15 protein-coding genes are annotated in these 20,303 nt (G+C 67.1%); 8 read left to right on the top strand and 7 right to left on the bottom strand.

The genetic code is table 11. The features are described 5' to 3' along the window. Nucleotides 1–58: 58 nt before the first annotated feature. Entirely contained in the window at nucleotides 59–1,216 is a 1,158-nt protein-coding gene (locus tag NH14_RS11600) for a porin (protein WP_035527349.1), read from the top strand. Nucleotides 1,217–1,358: 142 nt separating this feature from the next. Here the strand turns inward: NH14_RS11600 and NH14_RS11595 are convergent, their stop codons facing one another. Together NH14_RS11595 and NH14_RS11590 are read right to left on the bottom strand one after the other, a co-directional pair. Then, a complete protein-coding gene (locus tag NH14_RS11595) occupies nucleotides 1,359–1,697 on the bottom strand; it encodes a P-II family nitrogen regulator (RefSeq protein WP_035527352.1) in 339 nt (112 codons plus the stop codon). An 89-nt stretch (nucleotides 1,698–1,786) separates the two neighbouring features. Continuing rightward, the gene (locus tag NH14_RS11590) at nucleotides 1,787–3,907 is read right to left on the bottom strand and encodes an NAD(+) synthase (protein ID WP_035527355.1); all 2,121 of its coding nucleotides are present in this window, start codon (nucleotides 3,905–3,907) and stop codon (nucleotides 1,787–1,789) included. A gap of 145 nt (nucleotides 3,908–4,052) precedes the next feature. Here NH14_RS11590 and NH14_RS11585 point away from each other — a divergent pair, with 145 nt between their 5' ends. Continuing rightward, nucleotides 4,053–5,225, top strand: a complete 1,173-nt coding sequence (locus NH14_RS11585) for a GNAT family N-acetyltransferase (RefSeq protein ID WP_035527358.1) — start codon at nucleotides 4,053–4,055, stop codon at nucleotides 5,223–5,225. Between the two features lie 68 nt (nucleotides 5,226–5,293). Next, nucleotides 5,294–5,614 (top strand): GIY-YIG nuclease family protein, encoded by a 321-nt coding sequence (locus tag NH14_RS11580; protein ID WP_035527361.1) that lies wholly within the window; start codon nucleotides 5,294–5,296, stop codon nucleotides 5,612–5,614. Between the two features lie 197 nt (nucleotides 5,615–5,811). Here the strand turns inward: NH14_RS11580 and ppa are convergent, their stop codons facing one another. Beyond that, complete coding sequence (gene ppa, locus NH14_RS11575; RefSeq protein WP_035527363.1) at nucleotides 5,812–6,339, bottom strand: inorganic diphosphatase; 528 nt, start codon at nucleotides 6,337–6,339, stop codon at nucleotides 5,812–5,814. A 270-nt stretch (nucleotides 6,340–6,609) separates the two neighbouring features. Here ppa and NH14_RS11570 point away from each other — a divergent pair, with 270 nt between their 5' ends. The 3 genes from NH14_RS11570 (at nucleotide 6,610) to NH14_RS11560 (ending at nucleotide 10,270) form a co-directional block, all read left to right on the top strand. Next, nucleotides 6,610–8,049, top strand: coding sequence for an aldehyde dehydrogenase family protein (locus tag NH14_RS11570; protein ID WP_035527366.1), 1,440 nt, complete (start codon nucleotides 6,610–6,612; stop codon nucleotides 8,047–8,049). 75 nt (nucleotides 8,050–8,124) lie between these two features. Further along, nucleotides 8,125–8,883, top strand: coding sequence for an SDR family oxidoreductase (locus NH14_RS11565; protein ID WP_035527369.1), 759 nt, complete (start codon nucleotides 8,125–8,127; stop codon nucleotides 8,881–8,883). Between the two features lie 67 nt (nucleotides 8,884–8,950). Then, complete coding sequence (locus NH14_RS11560) at nucleotides 8,951–10,270, top strand: MFS transporter (RefSeq protein WP_035527373.1); 1,320 nt, start codon at nucleotides 8,951–8,953, stop codon at nucleotides 10,268–10,270. Nucleotides 10,271–10,371: 101 nt separating this feature from the next. Here NH14_RS11560 and NH14_RS11555 read toward each other — a convergent pair whose 3' ends face one another. The 3 genes from NH14_RS11555 to hemC are packed head-to-tail and all read right to left on the bottom strand — an operon-like array spanning nucleotide 10,372 to nucleotide 14,816. Beyond that, nucleotides 10,372–11,571 carry a heme biosynthesis protein HemY gene (locus NH14_RS11555; RefSeq protein WP_035527376.1) on the bottom strand — a complete coding sequence of 400 codons (1,200 nt, stop codon included), beginning with the start codon at nucleotides 11,569–11,571 and terminating at the stop codon, nucleotides 10,372–10,374. A gap of 3 nt (nucleotides 11,572–11,574) precedes the next feature. After that, nucleotides 11,575–13,791 carry a fused uroporphyrinogen-III synthase HemD/membrane protein HemX gene (gene hemDX, locus NH14_RS11550; RefSeq protein WP_084225475.1) on the bottom strand — a complete coding sequence of 739 codons (2,217 nt, stop codon included), beginning with the start codon at nucleotides 13,789–13,791 and terminating at the stop codon, nucleotides 11,575–11,577. Then, nucleotides 13,788–14,816 (bottom strand): hydroxymethylbilane synthase, encoded by a 1,029-nt coding sequence (hemC, locus tag NH14_RS11545; RefSeq protein ID WP_035527377.1) that lies wholly within the window; start codon nucleotides 14,814–14,816, stop codon nucleotides 13,788–13,790. The genes hemDX and hemC overlap by 4 nt, the downstream gene beginning before the upstream one ends. Nucleotides 14,817–15,146: 330 nt before the next feature. On the opposite strand from hemC, the gene ppc reads away from it, so the two are divergent. Next, nucleotides 15,147–18,284, top strand: coding sequence for a phosphoenolpyruvate carboxylase (ppc, locus tag NH14_RS11540; protein WP_035527378.1), 3,138 nt, complete (start codon nucleotides 15,147–15,149; stop codon nucleotides 18,282–18,284). 137 nt (nucleotides 18,285–18,421) lie between these two features. Here ppc and NH14_RS11535 read toward each other — a convergent pair whose 3' ends face one another. Beyond that, nucleotides 18,422–19,186 (bottom strand): class I SAM-dependent methyltransferase, encoded by a 765-nt coding sequence (locus NH14_RS11535; protein ID WP_035527379.1) that lies wholly within the window; start codon nucleotides 19,184–19,186, stop codon nucleotides 18,422–18,424. A 133-nt stretch (nucleotides 19,187–19,319) separates the two neighbouring features. Here NH14_RS11535 and NH14_RS11530 point away from each other — a divergent pair, with 133 nt between their 5' ends. Then, nucleotides 19,320–20,159, top strand: a complete 840-nt coding sequence (locus tag NH14_RS11530) for a helix-turn-helix transcriptional regulator (RefSeq protein WP_035527380.1) — start codon at nucleotides 19,320–19,322, stop codon at nucleotides 20,157–20,159. Nucleotides 20,160–20,303 lie beyond the last annotated feature (144 nt).

Here is a 20,303-nt window from a genome sequence, read left to right as displayed (position 1 = left end):
CGCGCGGACATCTTTCGCAGTACTTAGGTTGACTCTTTGACAGGGTATGGAGGAGAAGATGAAGAAAGCTCTGCTCGCCGCAGCGTTGATGTCGGCTGGCGTGGTCGCGCATGCGCAAAGCAGCGTAACGCTGTATGGCCGTCTGGATGCGGGTATCGCGTACATGAACGGCATCGGCGCAGGCGCCGACGCTCAGGGCCGCGCGACCCACGGCACGAGCCAAGTCCAGCTGGAAAGCGGCTACTGGGGCACGAGCCTCTGGGGCATGAAGGGCGTTGAAGACATCGGTGCCGGCAACAAGGTGCTGTTCCAGTTGGAAGGCTCCTTCAGCACGGCGACCGGCCAGGGTCCGGGCGGCGGCGGTCTCTTCAATCGCTGGGCGACGGTTGGTATGGCTAACGACATGTACGGTACGCTGCTGATGGGCCGCGAACTGTTCATCTCGAACGGCATTTGGGACTTCGACCCGTTCGGCCAATCGAACTGGTCGTCAGCATCGATGGTCCGCGGCCGCAACTGGCCGCAGTCGAGCAACAACATTTCGTACCAGTCGCCGAAGTTCTACGGCTTCGACGTGTACGGCCAGTATTCGTTCTCGAACGCCACGAGCTGGAACGGCAACGGCACCACGTCCCAGGGTCGCCAGGACGGCCTGCAACTGACCTACACGAACGCGTTGTTCCAGATTCGCGGCTTGTACGACGAAATCCGCAACCCGATCAACGGCCAGCTGAACGGCGACCCGACCGTGACCGACCCCGCAACCGGCCAGACTGGCGGCCCGTTCACCGCGTCGCGTGAGTACACGATCATGGCGAACGTGTTCCTCGGTGCGTTCAAGATTCAGGGCGGCTACCAGGCCGTCCGCACGTCGGGCATGAACGGCGCATTCACGTTGCCCGGCCAGCCGACCACGCTCGATCACGAGTGGGGCGGCGTGACGTGGCAAGCCACACCGGCAGCCGCGCTGATCGGCGCGATCTACCACGTCAACGCGAACAACGGCGGCGGCAATGCCACGCTGTACACGGTCGGCGGCTCGTACAACCTGTCCAAGCGCACGCTGCTCGACCTCCAGGTGGCAACGGTGCAGAACAGCAAGTCGGCCAATTTCGGTCTGAACGCGAACAACCCGGGTCTGGGCGCCGGAACGGGCAACCCGCTGCCGGGCCACAGCCAGACCGGCGTGTACGCAGGCATCCAGCACTCGTTCTAATTCGCGACGAGTGTAGACAGAACAGCTACATCGAAGTTTTCACGCTGCTGCGAGAGGCGCGTATCGGTGCGGTATCCCAACGGGTATCGCACCGTTTTTTATTTGGGGACGGGCCGTGCGAGCGGCACCGTCCCTGCTTTTTTCAGACCGCCGCTTCGTTCTCTTCGCCGGTGCGGATGCGGATCACACGCTCGACGTCGGTCACGAAAATCTTGCCGTCGCCGATCTTGCCCGTGCGCGCCGCGCCGATGATCGCGTCGATCACCTGGTCGGTCTGCGCGTCGGCGACCACCACCTCGATCTTCACCTTGGGCAGGAAGTCCACCACGTACTCGGCGCCGCGATAGAGCTCCGTGTGGCCCTTCTGGCGGCCGAAGCCCTTTACCTCGGTCACGGTCAGGCCCGTGAGGCCCACTTCGGCGAGCGCCTCGCGCACTTCGTCGAGCTTGAACGGTTTGATGACGGCTGTAATGCGTTTCATGGCGATCCTCGTCTGTCTCAGTTTATTTGCGGTTCATCCGCAGGTTATCGGCGATTTTACGCTGTGCGCGACGATTTCAAGACGCAGCGTCAAGACCCGGCGACGGGCGGCGGCGCGCTTGCGCGCTCCTGATCGGGCACGCGCTCGAGATCCGCGAGCCACACCACCGATTCCGAATCGCTCGGCGCACGCCAGTCGCCGCGCGGCGAAAGCGAGCCGCCCGAACCCACCTTCGGCGCGTTCGGAATGCAGGTGCGCTTGAACTGGCTCGTGCGGAAGAAGCGGTCGAGGAAAATCCGCAGATTGCGCTTGATATCCGCGAGATCGTACTGATTGCGCGCGACCTTCGCGTTCTCGGGCCACGCGCCCGTCTCGCGCTCGCGCCATGCATGGCGCGCGAGGAACGCGACCTTCGAAGGCGCGAACCCGAAGCGCAGCGTGTAGTAAAGATTGAAGTCCTGCAGTTCGTACGGACCAATCGTACTTTCGGTCTTCTGCTCCGGCGCGCCGTCGGTCTTGCCCGGAATCAGCTCGGGGCTGATGTCGGTGGCGAGAATCGCTTCGAGCACGTCGCGCCCGCTCTCCCCGTTCTGGCCGATCTGCCCCGTCTCCGCGACCCAGCGCACGAGATGCGTGATGAGCGTCTTGGGCACGCTCGCGTTCACGTTGTAGTGCGACATGTGATCGCCGACGCCGTAGGTGCACCAGCCGAGCGCGAGCTCGGAAAGATCGCCGGTGCCGATCACGATCGCGTGATTGAAGTTGGCAAGGCGGAACAGGTGGTTCGTGCGCTCGCCCGCCTGCACGTTCTCGAAGGTGATGTCGTAGCTTTCCTTGCCCGCCGAATACGGATGGCCGAGATCTTCGAGCATCTGCATGCAGCTCTGGCGAATGTCGATCTCGCGCGCCGTGCAGCCCACGAGCGTCATGAGCTCGCGCGCCTGGCGCAGCGTGCGCTCGCTCGTCGCGAAGCCGGGCATGGTGTACGCGAGAATATTGGCGCGCGGCAGCTTGAGGCGGTCCATCGCCTTCGCGCAGACCAGCAGCGCGTGCGTGGAGTCGAGCCCGCCCGACACGCCGATCACCACCTTCTTGATGCCGGCCTGCGAGAGCCGCTGCACGAGCGCCTGCACCTGGATGTTGTAGACCTCATTGCAGCGCTCGTCGCGGCGCTTCGGATCGGCCGGCACATAGGGGAAGCGCTCGACGCGGCGCGCGAGCGCGAGCGTTTCCTGCTCCCAGGCGCCCTTGCCCGTGGCGCCAAGCTCGCAACGAATCACGCGGAACTTCGCGACCTCGTCGGCATGACGGCGCACCGAATCGCCGAAGGTGGTCTGACGGATGCGCTCCTGCTGGAGCCGATCGAGATCGACATCGGCGTAGATCAGGTGCGAGTCGTCGAGGAAGCGCCCCGACTGCGTGAGCAACTCGCCGTTTTCGTAGACGAGCGCCTGGCCGTCCCACGCCATGTCGGTGGTGGACTCGCCCTGGCCCGCCGAGGTGTACAGGTACGCGGCGAGGCAGCGCGCCGACTGTTGCGAAACCAGTTGATGCCGATAGCCGGCCTTGCCCACCACCACGTTCGACGCGGAAAGATTGACGAGCACCGATGCCCCCGCGAGCGCCGCGAACGACGACGGCGGGATCGGCACCCAGACGTCCTCGCAGATTTCCACGTGAAAGCGCAGGCCCGGAATTTCCGCCGCATCGAACAGCAGCGATGCGCCGAACGGCACGTCCTGGCCGGCGAGGCGCACCGTCTCCGTGCTCGCGGAATCGGCGCAAGCGGCGGCGCTGAACTGGCGCGGCTCGTAGAACTCGCCGTAGTTCGGCAGATAGCTCTTGGGCACGACGCCCGCGACCCGCCCGCCCGCGACGACCGCCGCGCAGTTGAACAGCGCATGGCCGACGCGCACCGGCAAGCCCACGATCATCGCGAGCGGCAGCGTGGCCGACGCGGCGGCGATCTGCGCGAGCGCGCGCTCGCACGCGTCGAGCAGCGCCTGCTGGTGAAAGAGATCGTCGCAGCTATAGGCGGAAAGGCCGAGCTCGGGAAACGCGATCAGCGCCGCGCCGCCGGCTGCGGCCTCGCGCGCGAGCGCGAGCGTCTGTTCGGCATTGAAGGCCGGATCGGCCACGCGGCAGCGCGGCACGCCCACGGCCACGCGCGCGAAGCCATGCGAGTAGAGATTGAAGAAGCGCTGTTTCATCTGGATGACTGATAAGCGATTGGGGACATGGAGACGCTCAGTGGACACTCAAACCGACCCGCACCCTCACCCGTTCGGATGGTTTGCTTTACCATGACCGTTTGCCGCGGCGCGGCACTTCGCCAAGCCACAACGGGCACGCAAGTTGAATAAGGAACATTTCGATTATCGCACGGGCATTCTCGGCTCACCGGCCGAGGTCGACGCCGCGCAATGGAACGCGCTGCTCGCGCGCCAGGCGCAGCCAACGCCCTTTTTGCGCCACGAATTCCTCGCGGCGCTCGACACCACGCGCTGCGCCACGCCCGATGCGGGCTGGGCGCCGCAGTTCGTGACGCTCACCGACGCGCGCACGGGTCAGCTCGCCGCCGCCGCGCCCGTCTACCTGAAGGGCCACTCGTACGGCGAATACGTGTTCGATTGGGCCTGGGCCGACGCCTACAAGCGCAACGGCCTCGAGTACTACCCGAAGCTGCTGTGCGCGGTGCCCTTCACGCCCGTGCAAGGCACGCGCCTTCTGGCCGCCGACGACACCGCGCGCCGCCATCTGGCCGCCACGCTGGTCGCGTTCGCCGAGCAGGCCGACGTCTCGTCGCTGCATGTGCTGTTTTCGACGGCCGAAGACGCGGCCCTGCTCACCGAGCTCGGCATGATGCAGCGCGAAGGCGTGCAGTTTCACTGGCTCAACGACGGCTACCGCGACTTCGACGACTTTCTCTCGACGCTCGAACAGAAGAAACGCAAGAACATCCGCGCCGAGCGCCGCAAGGTGCGCGACGCGGGCGTCACGCACCGGCGGATTCGCGGCGAGGATATCCGCGACGAGCACTGGCGCTTTTTCAGCCGCTGCTACCGGCAGACCTATCGCGAGCACTTTTCGTCGCCGTATCTGAATCTCGACTTCTTCCGCGCGATTGGCGAGACGATGCCCGAGAACCTGATGCTCGTGATCGCCGAATACGAGGGCAAGCCGATCGCAAGCTCGCTCGTCGTCTACCAGCGCGACGCCGACGGCAGCGGCGGCACGCTCTACGGCCGCTATTGGGGCGCGCTCGAACACGTGCCCTGCCTGCACTTCGAGACCGCGTACTATCAGCCGCTGGAGTTCTGCATCGAAGAGAAGCTCGCCGTATTCGAAGGCGGCGCGCAGGGCGAGCACAAGATGGCGCGCGGCTTCATGCCCACCGTCACGCGCTCGGCGCATTGGCTCGCGCATCCCGCGTTCGCCGACGCCGTCGCCCACTTTCTGAAAAGCGAGGCGAACCAGATTCATGCCTATGTGCATGAGCTGAACGAGCACAATCCATTCCGTGGCTGAATTCGGCAACTGAATTCGGCAACTGAAACCGCCCCCTCACCGTTCAAGCGATCATCGCGTCCGCACCCATGCCGTGGTTCCTCTATTTGCTCGAATGCGCCGATGGCAGCGTCTACACGGGCATCGCCGTCGATGTTCAAGCGCGCTTCGCGCAGCATGCGAACGGCACTGGCGCACGCTACACGCGCTCGCGCAAGCCGGTGCGCGTGCTCGCGCAGTTCGAGCTGGCCGACCGCGCGAGCGCACTGCGCGCCGAATACCGGGTCAAGCGCCTCACGCCCCGCGTAAAGCGCGCGCTCGCGGCCGGCGAGCGCACGCTGGACTCGGTGCTGCCCGCGCCGCCCGAGCCGTCCGGGCGCGCGCAGCCGGAGGCTGAAGCGCCGGCTTAAGCGTCCACCCGCGCGCCCAGCCGGACACGCGCCCATCGTCACCCAGGCCCAAAGCCGGCCGCGCTTGCGCCGTTATCCTTCACAGGACCGCCGAGCTTTTGCCCTCGACGCGACCCGTCACGTCATTCCATAGAAACCGTGGACGAAAAAAAAGCGCTCCTTGCGGAGCGCCCTGACTAGCCTTGCTTGCTTCGCGATTACTTCTTGAAGTTCGCGACGCCGTCGGTGATTTCCTTGTGAGCTGCTTCGATGCCGACCCAGCCTTCCACCTTGACCCACTTGCCCTTTTCGAGCGCCTTGTAGTTCTCGAAGAAGTGCTTGATCTGGTCCATCAGGTACGCGGGCACGTCTTCCAGCGACTTGATGTTGGCCGTCATCGGGCAGACCTTGTCGTGCGGCACCGCGATCAGCTTGGCGTCGACGCCCGACTCGTCGGTCATCTGCAGCATGCCGAGCGCGCGCGAGCGCACGACGGAGCCTGCCAGCAGCGGGAACGGCGTGATCACGAGCACGTCGACTGGGTCGCCGTCACCGGACAGCGTCTGCGGAATGAAACCGTAGTTGACCGGATAACGCATGCCCGTGCCGACGAAGCGGTCGACGACCAGCAGGCCCAGGTCCTTGTCGGCTTCGTACTTGACCGGATCGCTTTGCGCCGGAATTTCGATGATCACGTTGAAGTCTTGCGGCAGATCCTTGCCGGCGGGGACATTTGCGAAGCTCATGAGCGCTCTCTGTTGAGAAGGGAAAAAGCGACGGTTGCGGGCGCGAGGCGCGGCGTGCAACCGGACGTCGGAAGTTGGCGCTCATTATAGCCAATCGCCTGCCGCCTCTTACGGTTCGGCCCAGGGCTTTCCCGCAAGAGGATGAAGCACCTGCTGAATTGGCGTGATAATGGTCGCGCCGGAGGCTTTGCCCTTTTGTCTTTACCCTTTGGCGTTGCTCGTTTTGCATTCCCCTTCCCTCGTTTCATCCCCCATTTACGAGGCGCATGCATGGAAGAAGCGAAGCACTTCATCGGCGGCGCGTGGCGCTCGCCCGCCAGCGGCGAGACCCTCGCCGCCATCGACCCCTCCACTGGCCAGCCGTTTGCGCAACTCGCGCGCGGCAACGCCGCCGATATCGATGCAGCCGTATCCGCTGCGCGCGCCGCGTACGAAGGCGCCTGGGGCGCACTGAGCGCGGCGGAGCGCGGACGCTTGCTGTTCAAGCTCTCGGCGCGGGTGGCCCAGCATCAGGAAACCCTGGCGCAACTCGAAGCGCGCGACACCGGCAAGCCGCTCAAGCAGGCGCGCGCCGACGCCGCCGCGCTCGCGCGCTACTTCGAGTTCTACGCGGGCGCCGCCGACAAGCTGCACGGCGAGACGCTGCCCTACCAGGCCGGCTATACGGTGCTCACGGTGCGCGAGCCGCATGGGGTGACGGGCCACATCGTGCCGTGGAACTACCCGATGCAGATTTTCGGGCGCAGCGTGGGCGCGGCGCTCGCGGCCGGCAACGCCTGCGTCGTGAAGCCCGCCGAGGACGCCTGTGTCTCGCTGCTCGAAGTGGCGGCGCTCGCGCACGAAGCGGGTCTGCCCGCCGGCTCGCTGAACATCGTCACGGGCCTCGGGCACGAGGCGGGCGCGGCGCTCTGCGCGCACCCTGGCATCGACCACATCTCGTTCACTGGCTCGCCGCAAACGGGCAAGCTCGTCGCCCAGACGGCGGCCGGCAATCACGTGCCGGTCACGCTGGAACTCGGCGGAAAGTCGCCGCAAATCGTTTTCGCCGATGCCGATTTGGACGCCGCGCTGCCCGTGCTCGTCGCCGCCATCGTGCAGAACGCGGGACAGACGTGCTCGGCGGGCAGCCGCGTGCTGATCGAGCGAGCCGCCTATGAGCCGCTGCTCGAACGGCTCGCGGCGGCGTTCGGTGCGCTGCGCGTCGGGCCCGCGAGCGCCGATCTCGACTGCGGGCCGCTCATCAGCGAGAAGCAGCGGCGGCGCGTGCGCGAGTTTCTCGACGAAGCCCAGCGCGACGGCATCGCGACCGCCGCGCGGGGCAAACTCGAAGCCGAGGCGCCCGCGGGCGGCTTCTACGAAGCGCCGGCGCTGCTGCGCGACGTGCCGCCGCAAAGCCGTCTCGCCCAAGAGGAAGTGTTCGGCCCGGTGCTCGCGGCCATGCCCTTCGACGACGAAAACGAGGCGGTCGCGCTCGCCAACGGCACGCCCTACGGGCTCGTGGCCGGCGTATGGACGCGCGACGGCGCGCGCCAGATGCGCATGGCGCGGCGCGTACGCGCGGGCCAGGTGTTCGTGAACAACTATGGCGCGGGCGGCGGCGTCGAATTGCCGTTCGGCGGCACCCGCCTCTCGGGCTATGGGCGTGAAAAGGGCTTCGAGGCGCTGTACGGCTTCACGGTTCTGAAAACGATTGCGCTGCGGCACGGCTAGCGCGGCATCATCGTGCGCGCACCTCCACGCATATTCAGGAACGCTTATAAAAATACATCAACACACGGAGACATCATGCGACTCCAGGGCAAGACTGCTGTCGTGACGGGCGCCGGTTCAGGCTTCGGCGAAGGCATCGCGAAGACTTACGCGCGCGAAGGCGCGAACGTCGTCGTCAACGACCTGAACGGCGCCGCCGCGCAGCGCGTGGCGAGCGAGATCGCGCTCGCGGGCGGCAAGGCCATCGCGGTGACCGGCGACATCACGCGCGAGGCCGACTGGCACGCGCTGCGCGAAGCCGCCGTCGAGGACTTCGGCAGCGTGCAGATCGTCGTCAATAACGCGGGCACGACGCATCGCAACAAGCCCGTGCTCGAAGTGAGCGAAGCGGAATTCGACCGCGTCTTTGCCGTCAACGTGAAAGGCCTCTACTGGAGCGTGCGGGCGTTCGTGCCGCACTTTCGCGAGCATGGCGGCGGCGCGTTCGTCAACATCGCCTCCACAGCGGGCATCCGGCCGCGCCCGGGGCTCGTCTGGTACAACGGCAGCAAGGGCGCGATGATCGTCGCCAGCAAGGCGCTCGCCGCCGAACTCGGCCCCGACCGGATCCGCGTGAACTGCGTGAATCCGGTGATCGGCGACACGGGCCTCACCGCCGAATTCATGGGCGTGCCCGACACGCCCGAGAACCGCCAGCGCTTTATCGCGGGCATCCCGCTCGGGCGCTTTTCCACGCCGCAGGACGTGGCCAACGCGTGCCTCTATCTCGCCTCCGACGAAGCCGCCTTCATCACCGGCACCTGTATCGAAGTGGACGGCGGGCGCTGCGTATAACACGCTCCAGCACGTTCCAGCGCGTACTCCAGGCAACCAGCACGACGATCCCGTTTATGGAGACATTATGGCCAGTCCAGCGAATCACCTGCCGCAAGCAGGCGCGGGCGCTCCGCCCTCCGCCTTCGAAGAAGCCACCTACCGCAAGGTCGCGTGGCGCCTCATCCCGCTGCTGATGCTCTGCTACGTGGTCGCGTATCTGGACCGCGTCAACGTGGGCTTCGCCAAGCTGCAAATGAGCACCGCGCTCAATCTCTCCGATGCGGTCTACGGCTTCGGCGCCGGCATTTTCTTCATCGGCTATTTTTTGTTCGAAGTACCAAGCAACGTAATCTTGCACCGTGTGGGCGCCCGGGTGTGGATCGCGCGCATCATGGTTACATGGGGCCTCGTCTCCATCTTCACGATGTTCGTGACCACGCCCACCATGTTCTACGTGATGCGCTTTTTGCTCGGCGTGTGCGAGGCCGGCTTCTTCCCGGGCATCATCCTCTATCTCACGTACTGGTATCCGGCGCACCGGCGCGGCCGCATGACCAGCTGGTTCATGACGGCCGTCGCGCTTTCGGGCGTGATCGGCGGGCCGGTCTCGGGCTGGATCCTCAAGTCGTTTAATGGCGTGAACGGCTGGCAGGGCTGGCAGTGGCTGTTCCTGCTCGAAGGGCTGCCTTCGGTGATCGTCGGTGTGCTGGTGTTCTTCGTGCTCGACGACCGCATCAGCGAGGCGAAGTGGCTCACCACCGAGGAGCGCGCGCTGCTCGAACGCAACATCGCCGCTGAGGACGCCACCAAAGAAGACCTCCCGCTCGCCAAGGTGCTCATGAGCGCGCGCGTGCTCGTGATGGGCCTCACCTACTTCTCGTTCGTAATGGGCCTCTACGGCGTGAGCTTCTGGCTGCCCACCATCATCAAGGCGACGGGCGTAAAGGACGCGCTCATGATCGGCCTGCTTTCGGCGATTCCGTTCGCGGCGGCGGTGGTCGGCATGGTGCTCGCCGCGAAGAGCGCCGACCGCATGCGCGAGCGCCGCTGGCATATCGCGATTCCGGCCGCGATCGGCGCGATCGGACTCGTACTCTCGGTCACGTGGGCGCACGACACTACGCTCGCGATGACGGCGCTCACGATCGCCACCATCGGCATTCTCACCACGCTGCCGCTGTTCTGGAGCCTGCCCACGGCATGGCTCGCGGGGGCCGGCGCGGCGGCGGGCATCGCGCTCATCAACTCGATCGGCAATCTCGCGGGGTTCCTCAGCCCCTATGCGGTGGGCTGGCTCAAGCAGGTCACGTCGGCGAACGATTCGGGCATGTATATGCTCGCCGCGTTCATGATCCTCGGCGGCCTGCTCGCGCTGTGCGCGCCCGCGAAGCTGGTGAACCGCTAAGGTCTGTTCACGCTGAAGATTCCCGGCGCTCAAAAACAAACGGCCGCTCGATGAGCGGCCGTTTTGCGTTGATGCATGCAAAGCACGCGTCGAAGCCCGCGTTACACGACGTTCATCGCCAGCGCGCTCTCGCGATAATGCGTGGCAGCTTTTCCGGCGTCGCCGAGCTGCTCGTGCAGGCGTGCGAGCGCGCGATGCGAGCGGATCTTGAGCGGCTCGTTATCGCTCGCGTCGGCGGACTTGAGCGCCGCTTCCAGGAACGACTGCGCCTTGCCCCAAAGCTGCTGCCTCAGGCACAGGCGGCCCAGCGCGAACAAGAGGTCGCCGTCCTCGGGGCGCTCCTTGCGCCACGCCTCGGCCTTCTGGATTAGCGGCAGCGCGTCGTTGCCCGCGGTGTCGGGATAACGGCGCAAGAGGCGCGCATCCCAGCTCTGCCCCAACGCTTCCTCGACGATCTTGCGCGCCTCGTTCGGCCGGTCGAGCGCGATCAGCAGTTCGGCGGCGCAGTCGGCCAGACGCGGCGAATGACGCTCGACCGGCGTGAGCGCGTGCCAGAGTTCGAGCAACGCGTCCGCGTTATGCCGGCGATCGCGCAACAGGTTCTCCGCCGCGAGCTGTCGCAGGCGCACCGCCACGGCCGGATGCAGCGCCTCGCGCTTTTCCAGCGTCTTCACGAGCTTGAGCACTTCGCTCCAGTTCTTGAGCTGCTGCTGTGCGCGCAGCGCGATCTGCTGTGCGTGAATGCGGCGGCCGCCCTGCGAGCGCATTTCGGTGAGCGCGGCAAGCGCGCCGTCGGCGTCGCGGCCATCGGCGCGCATGTCGGCGGTGGCCATGAGACGCGCTTCCTGGAGATCGGGGTCGTCCACCTGCGTGAGCCAGTCGTCGCGGCGCGCGTACTCGTGCAGACGATGCGCGGCGCTCGCGGCGATCAGGCCCGCGGCACCCTTGTTCTTCTCGTCGACGAGCGAATCGCGCGCGGCCTTTTCGGCGCGCGAGAAGCGGCCCGCGTAGAGATTGCCCACGGCCTCGCGCAGCGCCGAGTTCGCCTTTTCCGTGCGCATGCGCGCGCGGTAGGCGGCGACGCGGCGCGGCATCGTCACGATGTTGCGCGCGAAGCGCAAGAGCGCGTAGAGCAGCAGGAACGCGACGACGATGCCCACCACGAAGAGATTGAGCGAGACGTCCACGCGATACGGCGGATAGACGAACAGCACCTGCCCCGCGTCGAAGCGGCCCACGGTGGCGAGCGCCACGGCAACCGCGAAGAGGATCGCCAGCCAGATAAGTCCACGGATCGCCATGTATTACCCCCGGCTCCGGTATTGCTGGAGTGCCTTCAGGCTCGTATCGAGCGTGGGCAGCGCGACCGCGCCCGAGCCTGCGTCCACCTGCTTGAGCAGGTCGCGCACGTTCTGTGTTTCCTTCGACGCGCTGTCGAAGTAGCGCGCGAGCGCCGTGTCGGCGGCGGCGAGGTCCGACTTGAGCGTGGGCCCGTTGCGCGAGAGCAGCGAAAGGCGCGCCGAAAGCAGGCGCAGCTTCAGGTTCTCGCGCACGAAGTAGCCCTGGTCGGGCGAGGCGAGCATGGCGTCGGCGTTGTCGATGCGGCGCACCTGCACGAGGCTCGCGATCTGCTTGCCAATGCCCGAGACGAAGGTGTCGAGCCAAGCGCGCCAGCGCGGCTCGCCGGTGGCGGCGGCCACTTTCGCGGCGTCGATTGGCGGGGCGGCTACGGGCTTGGTGTGCGCGACCAGCGCTTCGCCGGCAAGCGGCAGCGAGTCGACCGCGTCCAGCGCGGTGTCGAGCTTGATCGCGAGGCCCGCGAGGTCGGTGGACGGCGCGGCCTTGAGCTTGTCGACGTCCTGCGCGATGGCCTTGCGCACGGCGAGCGCCTGCGGGCTGTCCGAGGCGGCGAGACGCGTATCGGCGCTTTGCAGCGCGAACAGCGCGAGCCGCGTGTTGCCGGTGAGCTGAAGCTGCTCGCTCGCGCTCGAGAGCATCTGGCCGACTTCGGCGAGCGTCCAGTCGTCGCGGTTGCGCGCGAGATCGGCGTATTGCTGCGCGAGCGCCTGCTGCGAGTTCTGCGCGTCGGCGATCTTGGCTTCGAGCAGCGCTATCTGCTTGTCGACCTGCTGGGCGTTCGCGACGGCCTGATCGGTGCGCGCGCGCAGCGCGGCGCTCTGCTGCTCGGCGGCCTGCTGGCGCTGCACGAGAGCCGCATCCAAGCGGTCGAGCTTGCGGTTGAGCGCATAGCCGCCCGCCCCCGCGCCCGCGGCAACCAGCACCACGACGAGCCAGAGAACGGCCACGCCCGCACCGCCGCGCCGCGTGGGCTGCGTGTACTGCGCAGATGAAGAAGAAGGGGAGGCGGATGCCGGGCGCGCACTCGCGGCGGGGGGCGAATTGCCCTGGCTGGCGCTGCTGCCCTGGGATGCCGCGCCCCGTCTGGAAACCTGGCTGGAATCGTTCGAATCAGTCATGCGTGGTTGTGCCGGCGGCGACGCCGGGGTGTTCTGAACCGGTTGAGCTGCCTGTGCCCCATGAGGCGCAGCTGAATGCGCTACGGAAGAAACCGAGGATGCCGCAAGGCCCAGCAGCGTTTCGACGATGCGCTCGTCGCCCGCGCCGGACACCGTAATCCTATCAAAACCCAAACCGCGCGCTGTCTCGCCGATCCGCGCATGGGGCGCGACCAGCAGCGCATGGCGCAACTCCACGAGCTCGCCCGCGGTGAGATGCTCGCGCGCGAGTTCGTCGAGATTGCGCACGCCTTCGGAACTGGTCACGAGCCACGCGTGCGGCAAGCCGCCGAGCAGCGCGTGCACCGTCTCCCAGACGCCGATGGGCGGCTCGGGCATGGCGCGGCGATACGCTGCGACGGCCTCGACTTCGGCGCCCGCCTCGCGCAGGCGCTCGGCGAGCCATTCGCGGCCGCCGTCGCCGCGCACGATCAGCACGCGCTTGTCCGCGAAGGCGTTCTCGCCGAGCGTTTTTTCGAGCGCGGCGTAGAGCGATTCGGAGTCGAAGCGCGCGGATTCCTCGTCGGCGGGACGCTCCGGGCTGATCACGCGATGCTCGGGCGCGGCGACGCCGTGGCGCGCGAGCGCGGCCACGCTGGCCGGCCCCACCACGGCAACGGGCAGCGCATGCGGCCAGATCGACGAAATCGCGCTGTAGTAGCTAAACGCGCGGTCAACGGCGTTGGGCGAAATGAACACCACCAGCGCGTAGCGGTCGAGCGCGCCTAGCGCTTCGCGCAAGGGCGCGTCGTCGCGCACGGCTTCGATGGCGATGAGCGGGAATTCAAGCGTGCGCAGCCCGCGCGATTCGAGTTGCGCGGCGAGCGAGCGCGACTGGCCGGCCGGTCGGGTAATGACGACGGTGAACGGCCCGGAGGCGTCACTAGAAGCGCGGCCGGAAGCAGCACCGACCGCGCCCGTGCCGGGGTCGGCAGGGCCGCCCCACTCGTCGGGCTGCGCGGGGGCGCTCACGCCGCCGCGACGCGGCTGCCACGGGGCCGTCATCGCGCGCCCGTCTCGTCCGGCTTGCCAGCCGGCGGCGCGTTCGGCGCGCGTGCGTCGTCGGCGCTGGCCTCGGACAGCGCGCGCACGATCTCTAGCGCGCCCTGGGCGATCAGTTCGTCCGCGACCCGGCGGCCCAGCGCGACGGCGTCTTCAACCGTGGCCGGCGCCGTGTCGCCCTCGGCGGCGAGCACGCGGCTCGCGTCGGGCGTGGCGATCGTGCCGCGCAGCGCGAGCCGGCCGTCGCGCCACTGCGCGTACGCGGCCAGCGGCACCGAGCAGCTGCCGCCGAGCGCGCGCGACACCATGCGCTCAGCCTCCACGGCCTTCGCGGTGGCATCGTCGTGCAGCGGCGCGAGCCATGCGGCCAGATCGGCGCGATCGGCGCGGATCTCGATGCCGAGCGCGCCCTGCCCCGCCGCCGGAAGGCTGTCCGCCGGCTCCAGCAGCGCGCGGATGCGCGCGCCAAGGCCCAGGCGCTTCAACCCCGCCGCCGCGAGAATGATGGCCGAGTAGTCGCCGCGGTCGAGCTTGGCAAGGCGCGTGTCGAGGTTGCCGCGCAGCGGCTTCACGTCGAGATGCGGATAGCGCGCGCGGATCATCGACTCGCGGCGCAGGCTGGAGGTGCCCACGACGCTGCCCGGCGGCAGCGCTGCAAGCGAGTCGTAATCGTTGGACACGAACGCGTCGCGCGGGTCCTCGCGCTCCATGATCGCCGTGAGCGCGAAGCCCTCGGGCAGTTCCATGGGCACGTCCTTGAGCGAATGCACGGCCAGATCGGCGCGCCCTTCGGCCAGCGCCTGCTCCAGCTCCTTGACGAACAAACCCTTGCCGCCGACTTTCGAGAGCGTGCGGTCGAGAATTTGATCGCCGCGTGTCGTCATTCCGACAATTTTCACGTCGCAGGATGGATATAATTTGTGCAGCGCAGCTTGCACATGCTCGGCCTGCCACATCGCCAGGCGGCTCTCCCGCGAAGCGATCACAAGGGTGCCGGGCGTGGGCGCGGATAACATCTCGGAATTCATGGCAAGCACATCGAATGACGGGTTCGAAAAACAGAAGCGGATAACCGGCAATGTTAGCACGCGCCCCTTTTTCGGCCTGCCGCCTGCAAGCCGACGGGGTTCATGAAGCCTTTTGGTGCCCTCCCCGGCAACACCGGCCCTGTCCGAACTGTCCGCACGCTGTCTCATAATATGCGCGATGCGCGTGCAGCACGCGCAAGATGGCGCATTCATTCCAGGTTGCACCGGTTATACCCCTGAGTACCCCTGACCGCGGCCCGCGCCGCGGCCATGCAGTTGGCAGTTCCAGATCAACTTGTCCATCTCCTGGCTAGTCCTGAGGAAAACATCGTGAAGTCTTCCGGATCGGCGCGCGCAGAGCGCCGCAACAACGCATCGCAACCCGCCTCCTCCACGGCGGCCGAAACGGCCGCCCCGTCGACGGCCAAAAAGGCCAAATCGACGACCACCGTGAAAGCCCCGACCCAGTCGATCCAATCGACTCGATCGACGAAGGCGGCAAAGACCACGAAAGCGGCAGGCGCGACGAAGACCACGAAGGCCACCCCAACCACCAAGGCCCCGAAAGTCACCCAAGCGGCCAGGCCCGCCGCGAAGCCGGCAGCAAAATCGGCCGCAAAGCCCGCGACCGCCGCGCGCAACGCCCGTGCGCGCGACGACAAGGACCAGCCGCTGTTCGAGGACATCCGCTACCTCGGCCGCCTGCTCGGCGAAGTGCTGCGCGAACAGGAAGGCGACGCCGTGTTCGACGTGGTGGAGACGATTCGCCAGACGGCCGTGCGCTTTCGCCGTGAGGACGACAACACCGCCGCGCTCGCGCTGGAAAAGCAACTGCGCGCGCTCTCGCCCGAGCAGACCGTGAGCGTCGTGCGCGCGTTCAGCTATTTCTCGCATCTCGCGAACATCGCCGAGGACCGCCATCGCAACCGCCGCCGCCGCATCCACGATCTCGCGGGCTCGGCGCCGCAGGCGGGCACCATCGCGCACTCGCTCGAACGTCTCGCGCAGGCAGGCGCAGCCGCGACGCCGGTGCTCCAGCAGTTCTTCAATGACGCGCTGATCGTGCCCGTGCTCACCGCGCACCCCACCGAAGTGCAGCGCAAGAGCACGCTCGACTCCCAGCACGACGTGGCGCGCCTGCTCGCCGAACGCGACCAGCCGCTCACGCCTCGCGAGCGCGAGCAGAATGAGACGCTGCTGCGTGCGCGCGTGACTTCGCTCTGGCAAACGCGCATGCTGCGCGACTCGCGCCTGACCGTGGGCGACGAAATCGAAAACGCGCTTTCGTACTACCACACGACTTTCCTCACCGAGATTCCGGCGCTGTACGGCGAGATCGAAACCTCGCTGAAAGAGCACGGGGTCGATGCACGCCTGCCCGCGTTCTTCCAGATGGGCAGCTGGATCGGCGGCGACCGCGACGGCAACCCGAACGTCACCGCCGCCACGCTCGAAGAAGCGAGCGAGCGCCAGGCGCAGGTGATTCTGCAGCACTACCTCGAAGAAGTGCACAAACTCGGCGCGGAGCTATCGGTATCGAACCTGCTCGCGGGCGCGAGCGACGCGCTCAAGGCGCTCGCCGCGGCTTCGCCCGACCAGTCGCCGCACCGCGTGGACGAGCCGTACCGCCGCGCGCTGATCGGCGTCTATACGCGGCTTGTGGCCAGCGCGCGCGTGCGCCTCGGTGAAGGCGTGGTCGCCGTGCGCAGCGCGGGCCGCAACGCCCAGCCCGTGCGCGCGCAGCCCTACGCCGATGCCGCCGAGTTCTCGCGCGACCTGCATATCCTGATGGATTCGCTCGCCGAGCATCACGGCGCGTCGCTCGCGACCACGCGTCTTGCACCGCTGATGCGCGCCGTCGACGTGTTCGGCTTCCATCTTGCGAGCATCGACCTGCGCCAGAGCTCGGACATCCACGAAGCCGTGATCGCCGAACTGCTCGCGCGCGCGGGCGTGCAAGCCGATTACGCGTCGCTCTCCGAAGAGGACAAGCAGATCGTCCTGCTGGCGCAGCTCGCCGACGCCCGCCCGCTGCGCTCGCCCTGGCTCGACTACTCGGACCTCGTGAAAAGCGAGCTTGGCGTGCTGGAGATGGCGCGCGTGACGCGCGAGAAGTTCGGCGCGCGCGCAGTGCGCAACTACATCATCTCGCACACCGAAACGGTTTCCGACCTGCTCGAAGTGATGCTGCTGCAAAAGGAAACCGGCCTCATGAGCGGGCGTCTCGGCCATGCCGACGACGCCGCGCGCGCCGCGCTGATGGTGATCCCGCTGTTCGAGACGATCCCCGACTTGCGCAACGCCACGCGCATCATGCGCGACCTGCTTGCGCTGCCTGGCATCGACAGCATCGTCGAGCACCAGGGCAACGAGCAGGAAATCATGCTCGGCTACTCCGACAGCAACAAGGACGGCGGCTTCCTCACCTCGAACTGGGAGCTCTACCGCGCCGAACTCGCGCTCGTCGCGCTCTATCGCGAGCGCGGCATCACGCTGCGTCTGTTCCATGGCCGCGGGGGCACGGTGGGCCGCGGAGGCGGCCCGACCTACAACGCCATCCTCTCGCAGCCGCCGGGCACGGTCGAAGGCCAGATCCGCCTGACCGAGCAGGGCGAAGTCATCGCTTCGAAGTTCGGCAATCCGGAGATCGGCCGCCGCAACCTGGAAACGGTGATCGCCGCCACGCTCGAAGCCACGCTGCTGCCGATGGGCAAGTCCGCGGGCAACGCGCCGGACCAGTTGCCCGTGTTCGAAGAGACCATGCAGAAGCTCTCCGATGCAGCGATGGCGGCGTACCGTTCGCTCGTGTACGAGACGCCCGGCTTCACCGATTACTTCTTCGCCTCGACGCCGATCACCGAAATCGCCGAACTCAATATCGGCAGCCGGCCCGCCTCGCGCAAGCTGCAAGACCCGAAGAACCGCAAGATCGACGATTTGCGCGCGATTCCGTGGGGCTTCTCGTGGGGCCAGTGCCGCCTGTTGCTCACGGGCTGGTACGGCTTTGGCAGCGCGGTGGCCGCGTATCTCGACGAAGCGGACAACGATGCGGAGCGCACGCGCCGTCTCGCGCTCTTCAAGAAGATGTACAAGACCTGGCCGTTCTTCTCGAACCTGCTTTCGAACATGGACATGACGCTTGCGAAGACCGATCTCGCGGTGGCGTCGCGGTATGCGCAACTCGTTACCGACAAGAAGCTGCGCAAGCTCGTGTTCGACCGCATCGTAGCCGAGTGGGAACGCACGACGCGCGTGCTCAACGAGATCACGGGCGCGGGCGGCCGTCTCGCGGATAACCCGCTGCTTGCACGTTCGATCAAGAACCGCTTCCCGTATCTCGACCCGCTCAATCACTTGCAGGTCGAGCTGATCAAGCGCTATCGCGCCGGCGACCCGAGCCCGCGCGTGCGGCGCGGTATTCATCTGACGATCAACGGGATTGCGGCGGGGTTGCGTAATACGGGCTAAGCACTGCGTTCGCGCGTTTGATTGATGGAAAACGGCGTCGTGCCCCTTGCGGGCGCGACGCCGTTTTTTTTCATCGGCGGACAACCGACGCTCGGCGACGACGAATCAAGTACGGCGTGCGCGTCGGATGAAATGGATCACCCCCGCCGCGTCGCCTCTATCATCAACGCATCGAGTCTGAACGAGCAATCAGTTTGGACATCGAAATACTGCCGCACTTCATCGGGCGCGCGCTCCCACATCGAGCGGATCGCGCTCACGCGCTCGGGCGGCGTGCGCATGCGCGCCACCCACGTGTCGAAGTCGAGCGCGATGCGCCAGCGCTCGGTCACCTTCGCGTCGAACCCCGCGCGATCGAGCATCGCGATCCACTCATCGGCGCGGTAGTCACGAATATGCGACGCATCGCGCAACAACTCGATCGCCTGGATATGCGTGTCGTAAAGCGGGTCGTCGATACCGGCGATGTCGATGAATTTCAGGCGCCCACCGGGCTTGAGCACGCGATGCACCTCGGCGAGCGCGCGCGGCACGTCGCGCCAGTGGTGCGCGCTCATGCGGCTGATCGCCCAGTTGAAGGTCGCATCGGCGAACGGCAGCGCCTCGGCGGCACCCTGCTGCGTGCGGATGGTCGCGAGGCCGCGCTCTTTCGCGGCGGCCTCGACCGTGGCGAGCATCGGCGCGGCAATGTCGTAGGCCACGACTTCGCGCACGTGCGGCGCCACCGCGAAGCTCGCATGCCCCGCGCCGCAGCCCATATCCAGCACCACGGCGTTGCCGCAAGTCGCCGCGAAGGTGGCGGCGAGATTGTCCAGATCCGCGCCGCTCGCGTGAACCTGGCTCGTGAGGTAGGCGGCGGCGGTCGAGCCGAATGCGTCGGCGACCTGATCGTGATGCTTCATCGCTTGCTCCTTTAGGTGAACGGCCTGCGCGGCACCGAGTCCGGCGCCGCATCAGCCGTTACAATAGAGGCCGTTTTGTACCAGTACAAGTTAAGCGATTATTCTGGTATCGCGAGCACCTGCCCCACGCCTCATGAGCCCCGACACCCCCGCCGCCGGCACGCCGGCCGCCGAACCCGGCGCCTCCAAAACGCTCGATGCGACGCCCGCCCGTGCGCTGGGCGAATTCATCCGCGCCCACCGCGAGCGGCTCTCGCCGCAGGAAGTCGGCTTGCCGCCCGGCCCGCGCCGCCGCACGCCGGGTCTGCGCCGCGAGGAAGTCGCGCAGCTGTGCGCCGTGAGCCCCACCTGGTACACGTGGATCGAGCAGGGCCGGCCCGTCTCGGCTTCGGCGGACGCGCTCGCGCGCATCGCCGTCGCGCTGCGCCTCTCGCGAGCCGAGCGCGCCTATCTGTTCGAACTGGCCGCCCAGCGCGATCCGAGCGAACCCGATTCGGCCAGCGCCGCCGATGCGCCCGCCACGCTCCTGCAAACCGTGCAGCTGGTGGACGCGCCCGCCTACGTGCTCGACCGTCAGTGGACCGCGCTCGCATGGAACGCCCACGCGGCGGACCTGTTCACGGGCTGGCTCGACGCCGGACACGACCGCAACCTGCTGCGCTTCACCTTCACGCAGCCGCTCGGGCGCGAGTTGATCGTCGATTGGGAAACGCGCGCGCGGCGCCTCGCCGCCGAGTTCCGCGCCGACTCGATCCGCCATCTGAACGACGCCCCCACGCGCGCGCTGATCGATTCGCTGCTGGCCGCGAGCGACGAGTTCGCTCGCTTCTGGGCCTCGCAGGACGTGTTCGAGCGCGAAGGCGGCCGGCGCGAGTTCAATCATCCGCGCCACGGCCGCATCGCCTATGACCAGATCACGCTCAAGCCCGCGCATCGCGAAGACCTGAAGCTGGTGGTGCTGGTACGGCTCTGAACGCCGCCGCGCCCGGTGCCTGGCGCGCAGCCGCCGCGCCGGGCGGCCTACGCAGCGGCAGCCCACTGCGCCAATGGTAAAATCGTCGTCTTTCCCGCCGTGCGCCGCATCTGGCATCAGAATGCGCTGCTGAGCTTCCTGCTT

The sequence above is a fragment of the Paraburkholderia sacchari genome (assembly GCF_000785435.2).
Classification (GTDB): Bacteria; Pseudomonadota; Gammaproteobacteria; order Burkholderiales; family Burkholderiaceae; genus Paraburkholderia; species Paraburkholderia sacchari.
The sequence above is the reverse complement of the archived record's forward strand: the minus strand, read 5'-3'. Positions and strand labels throughout refer to the sequence as shown.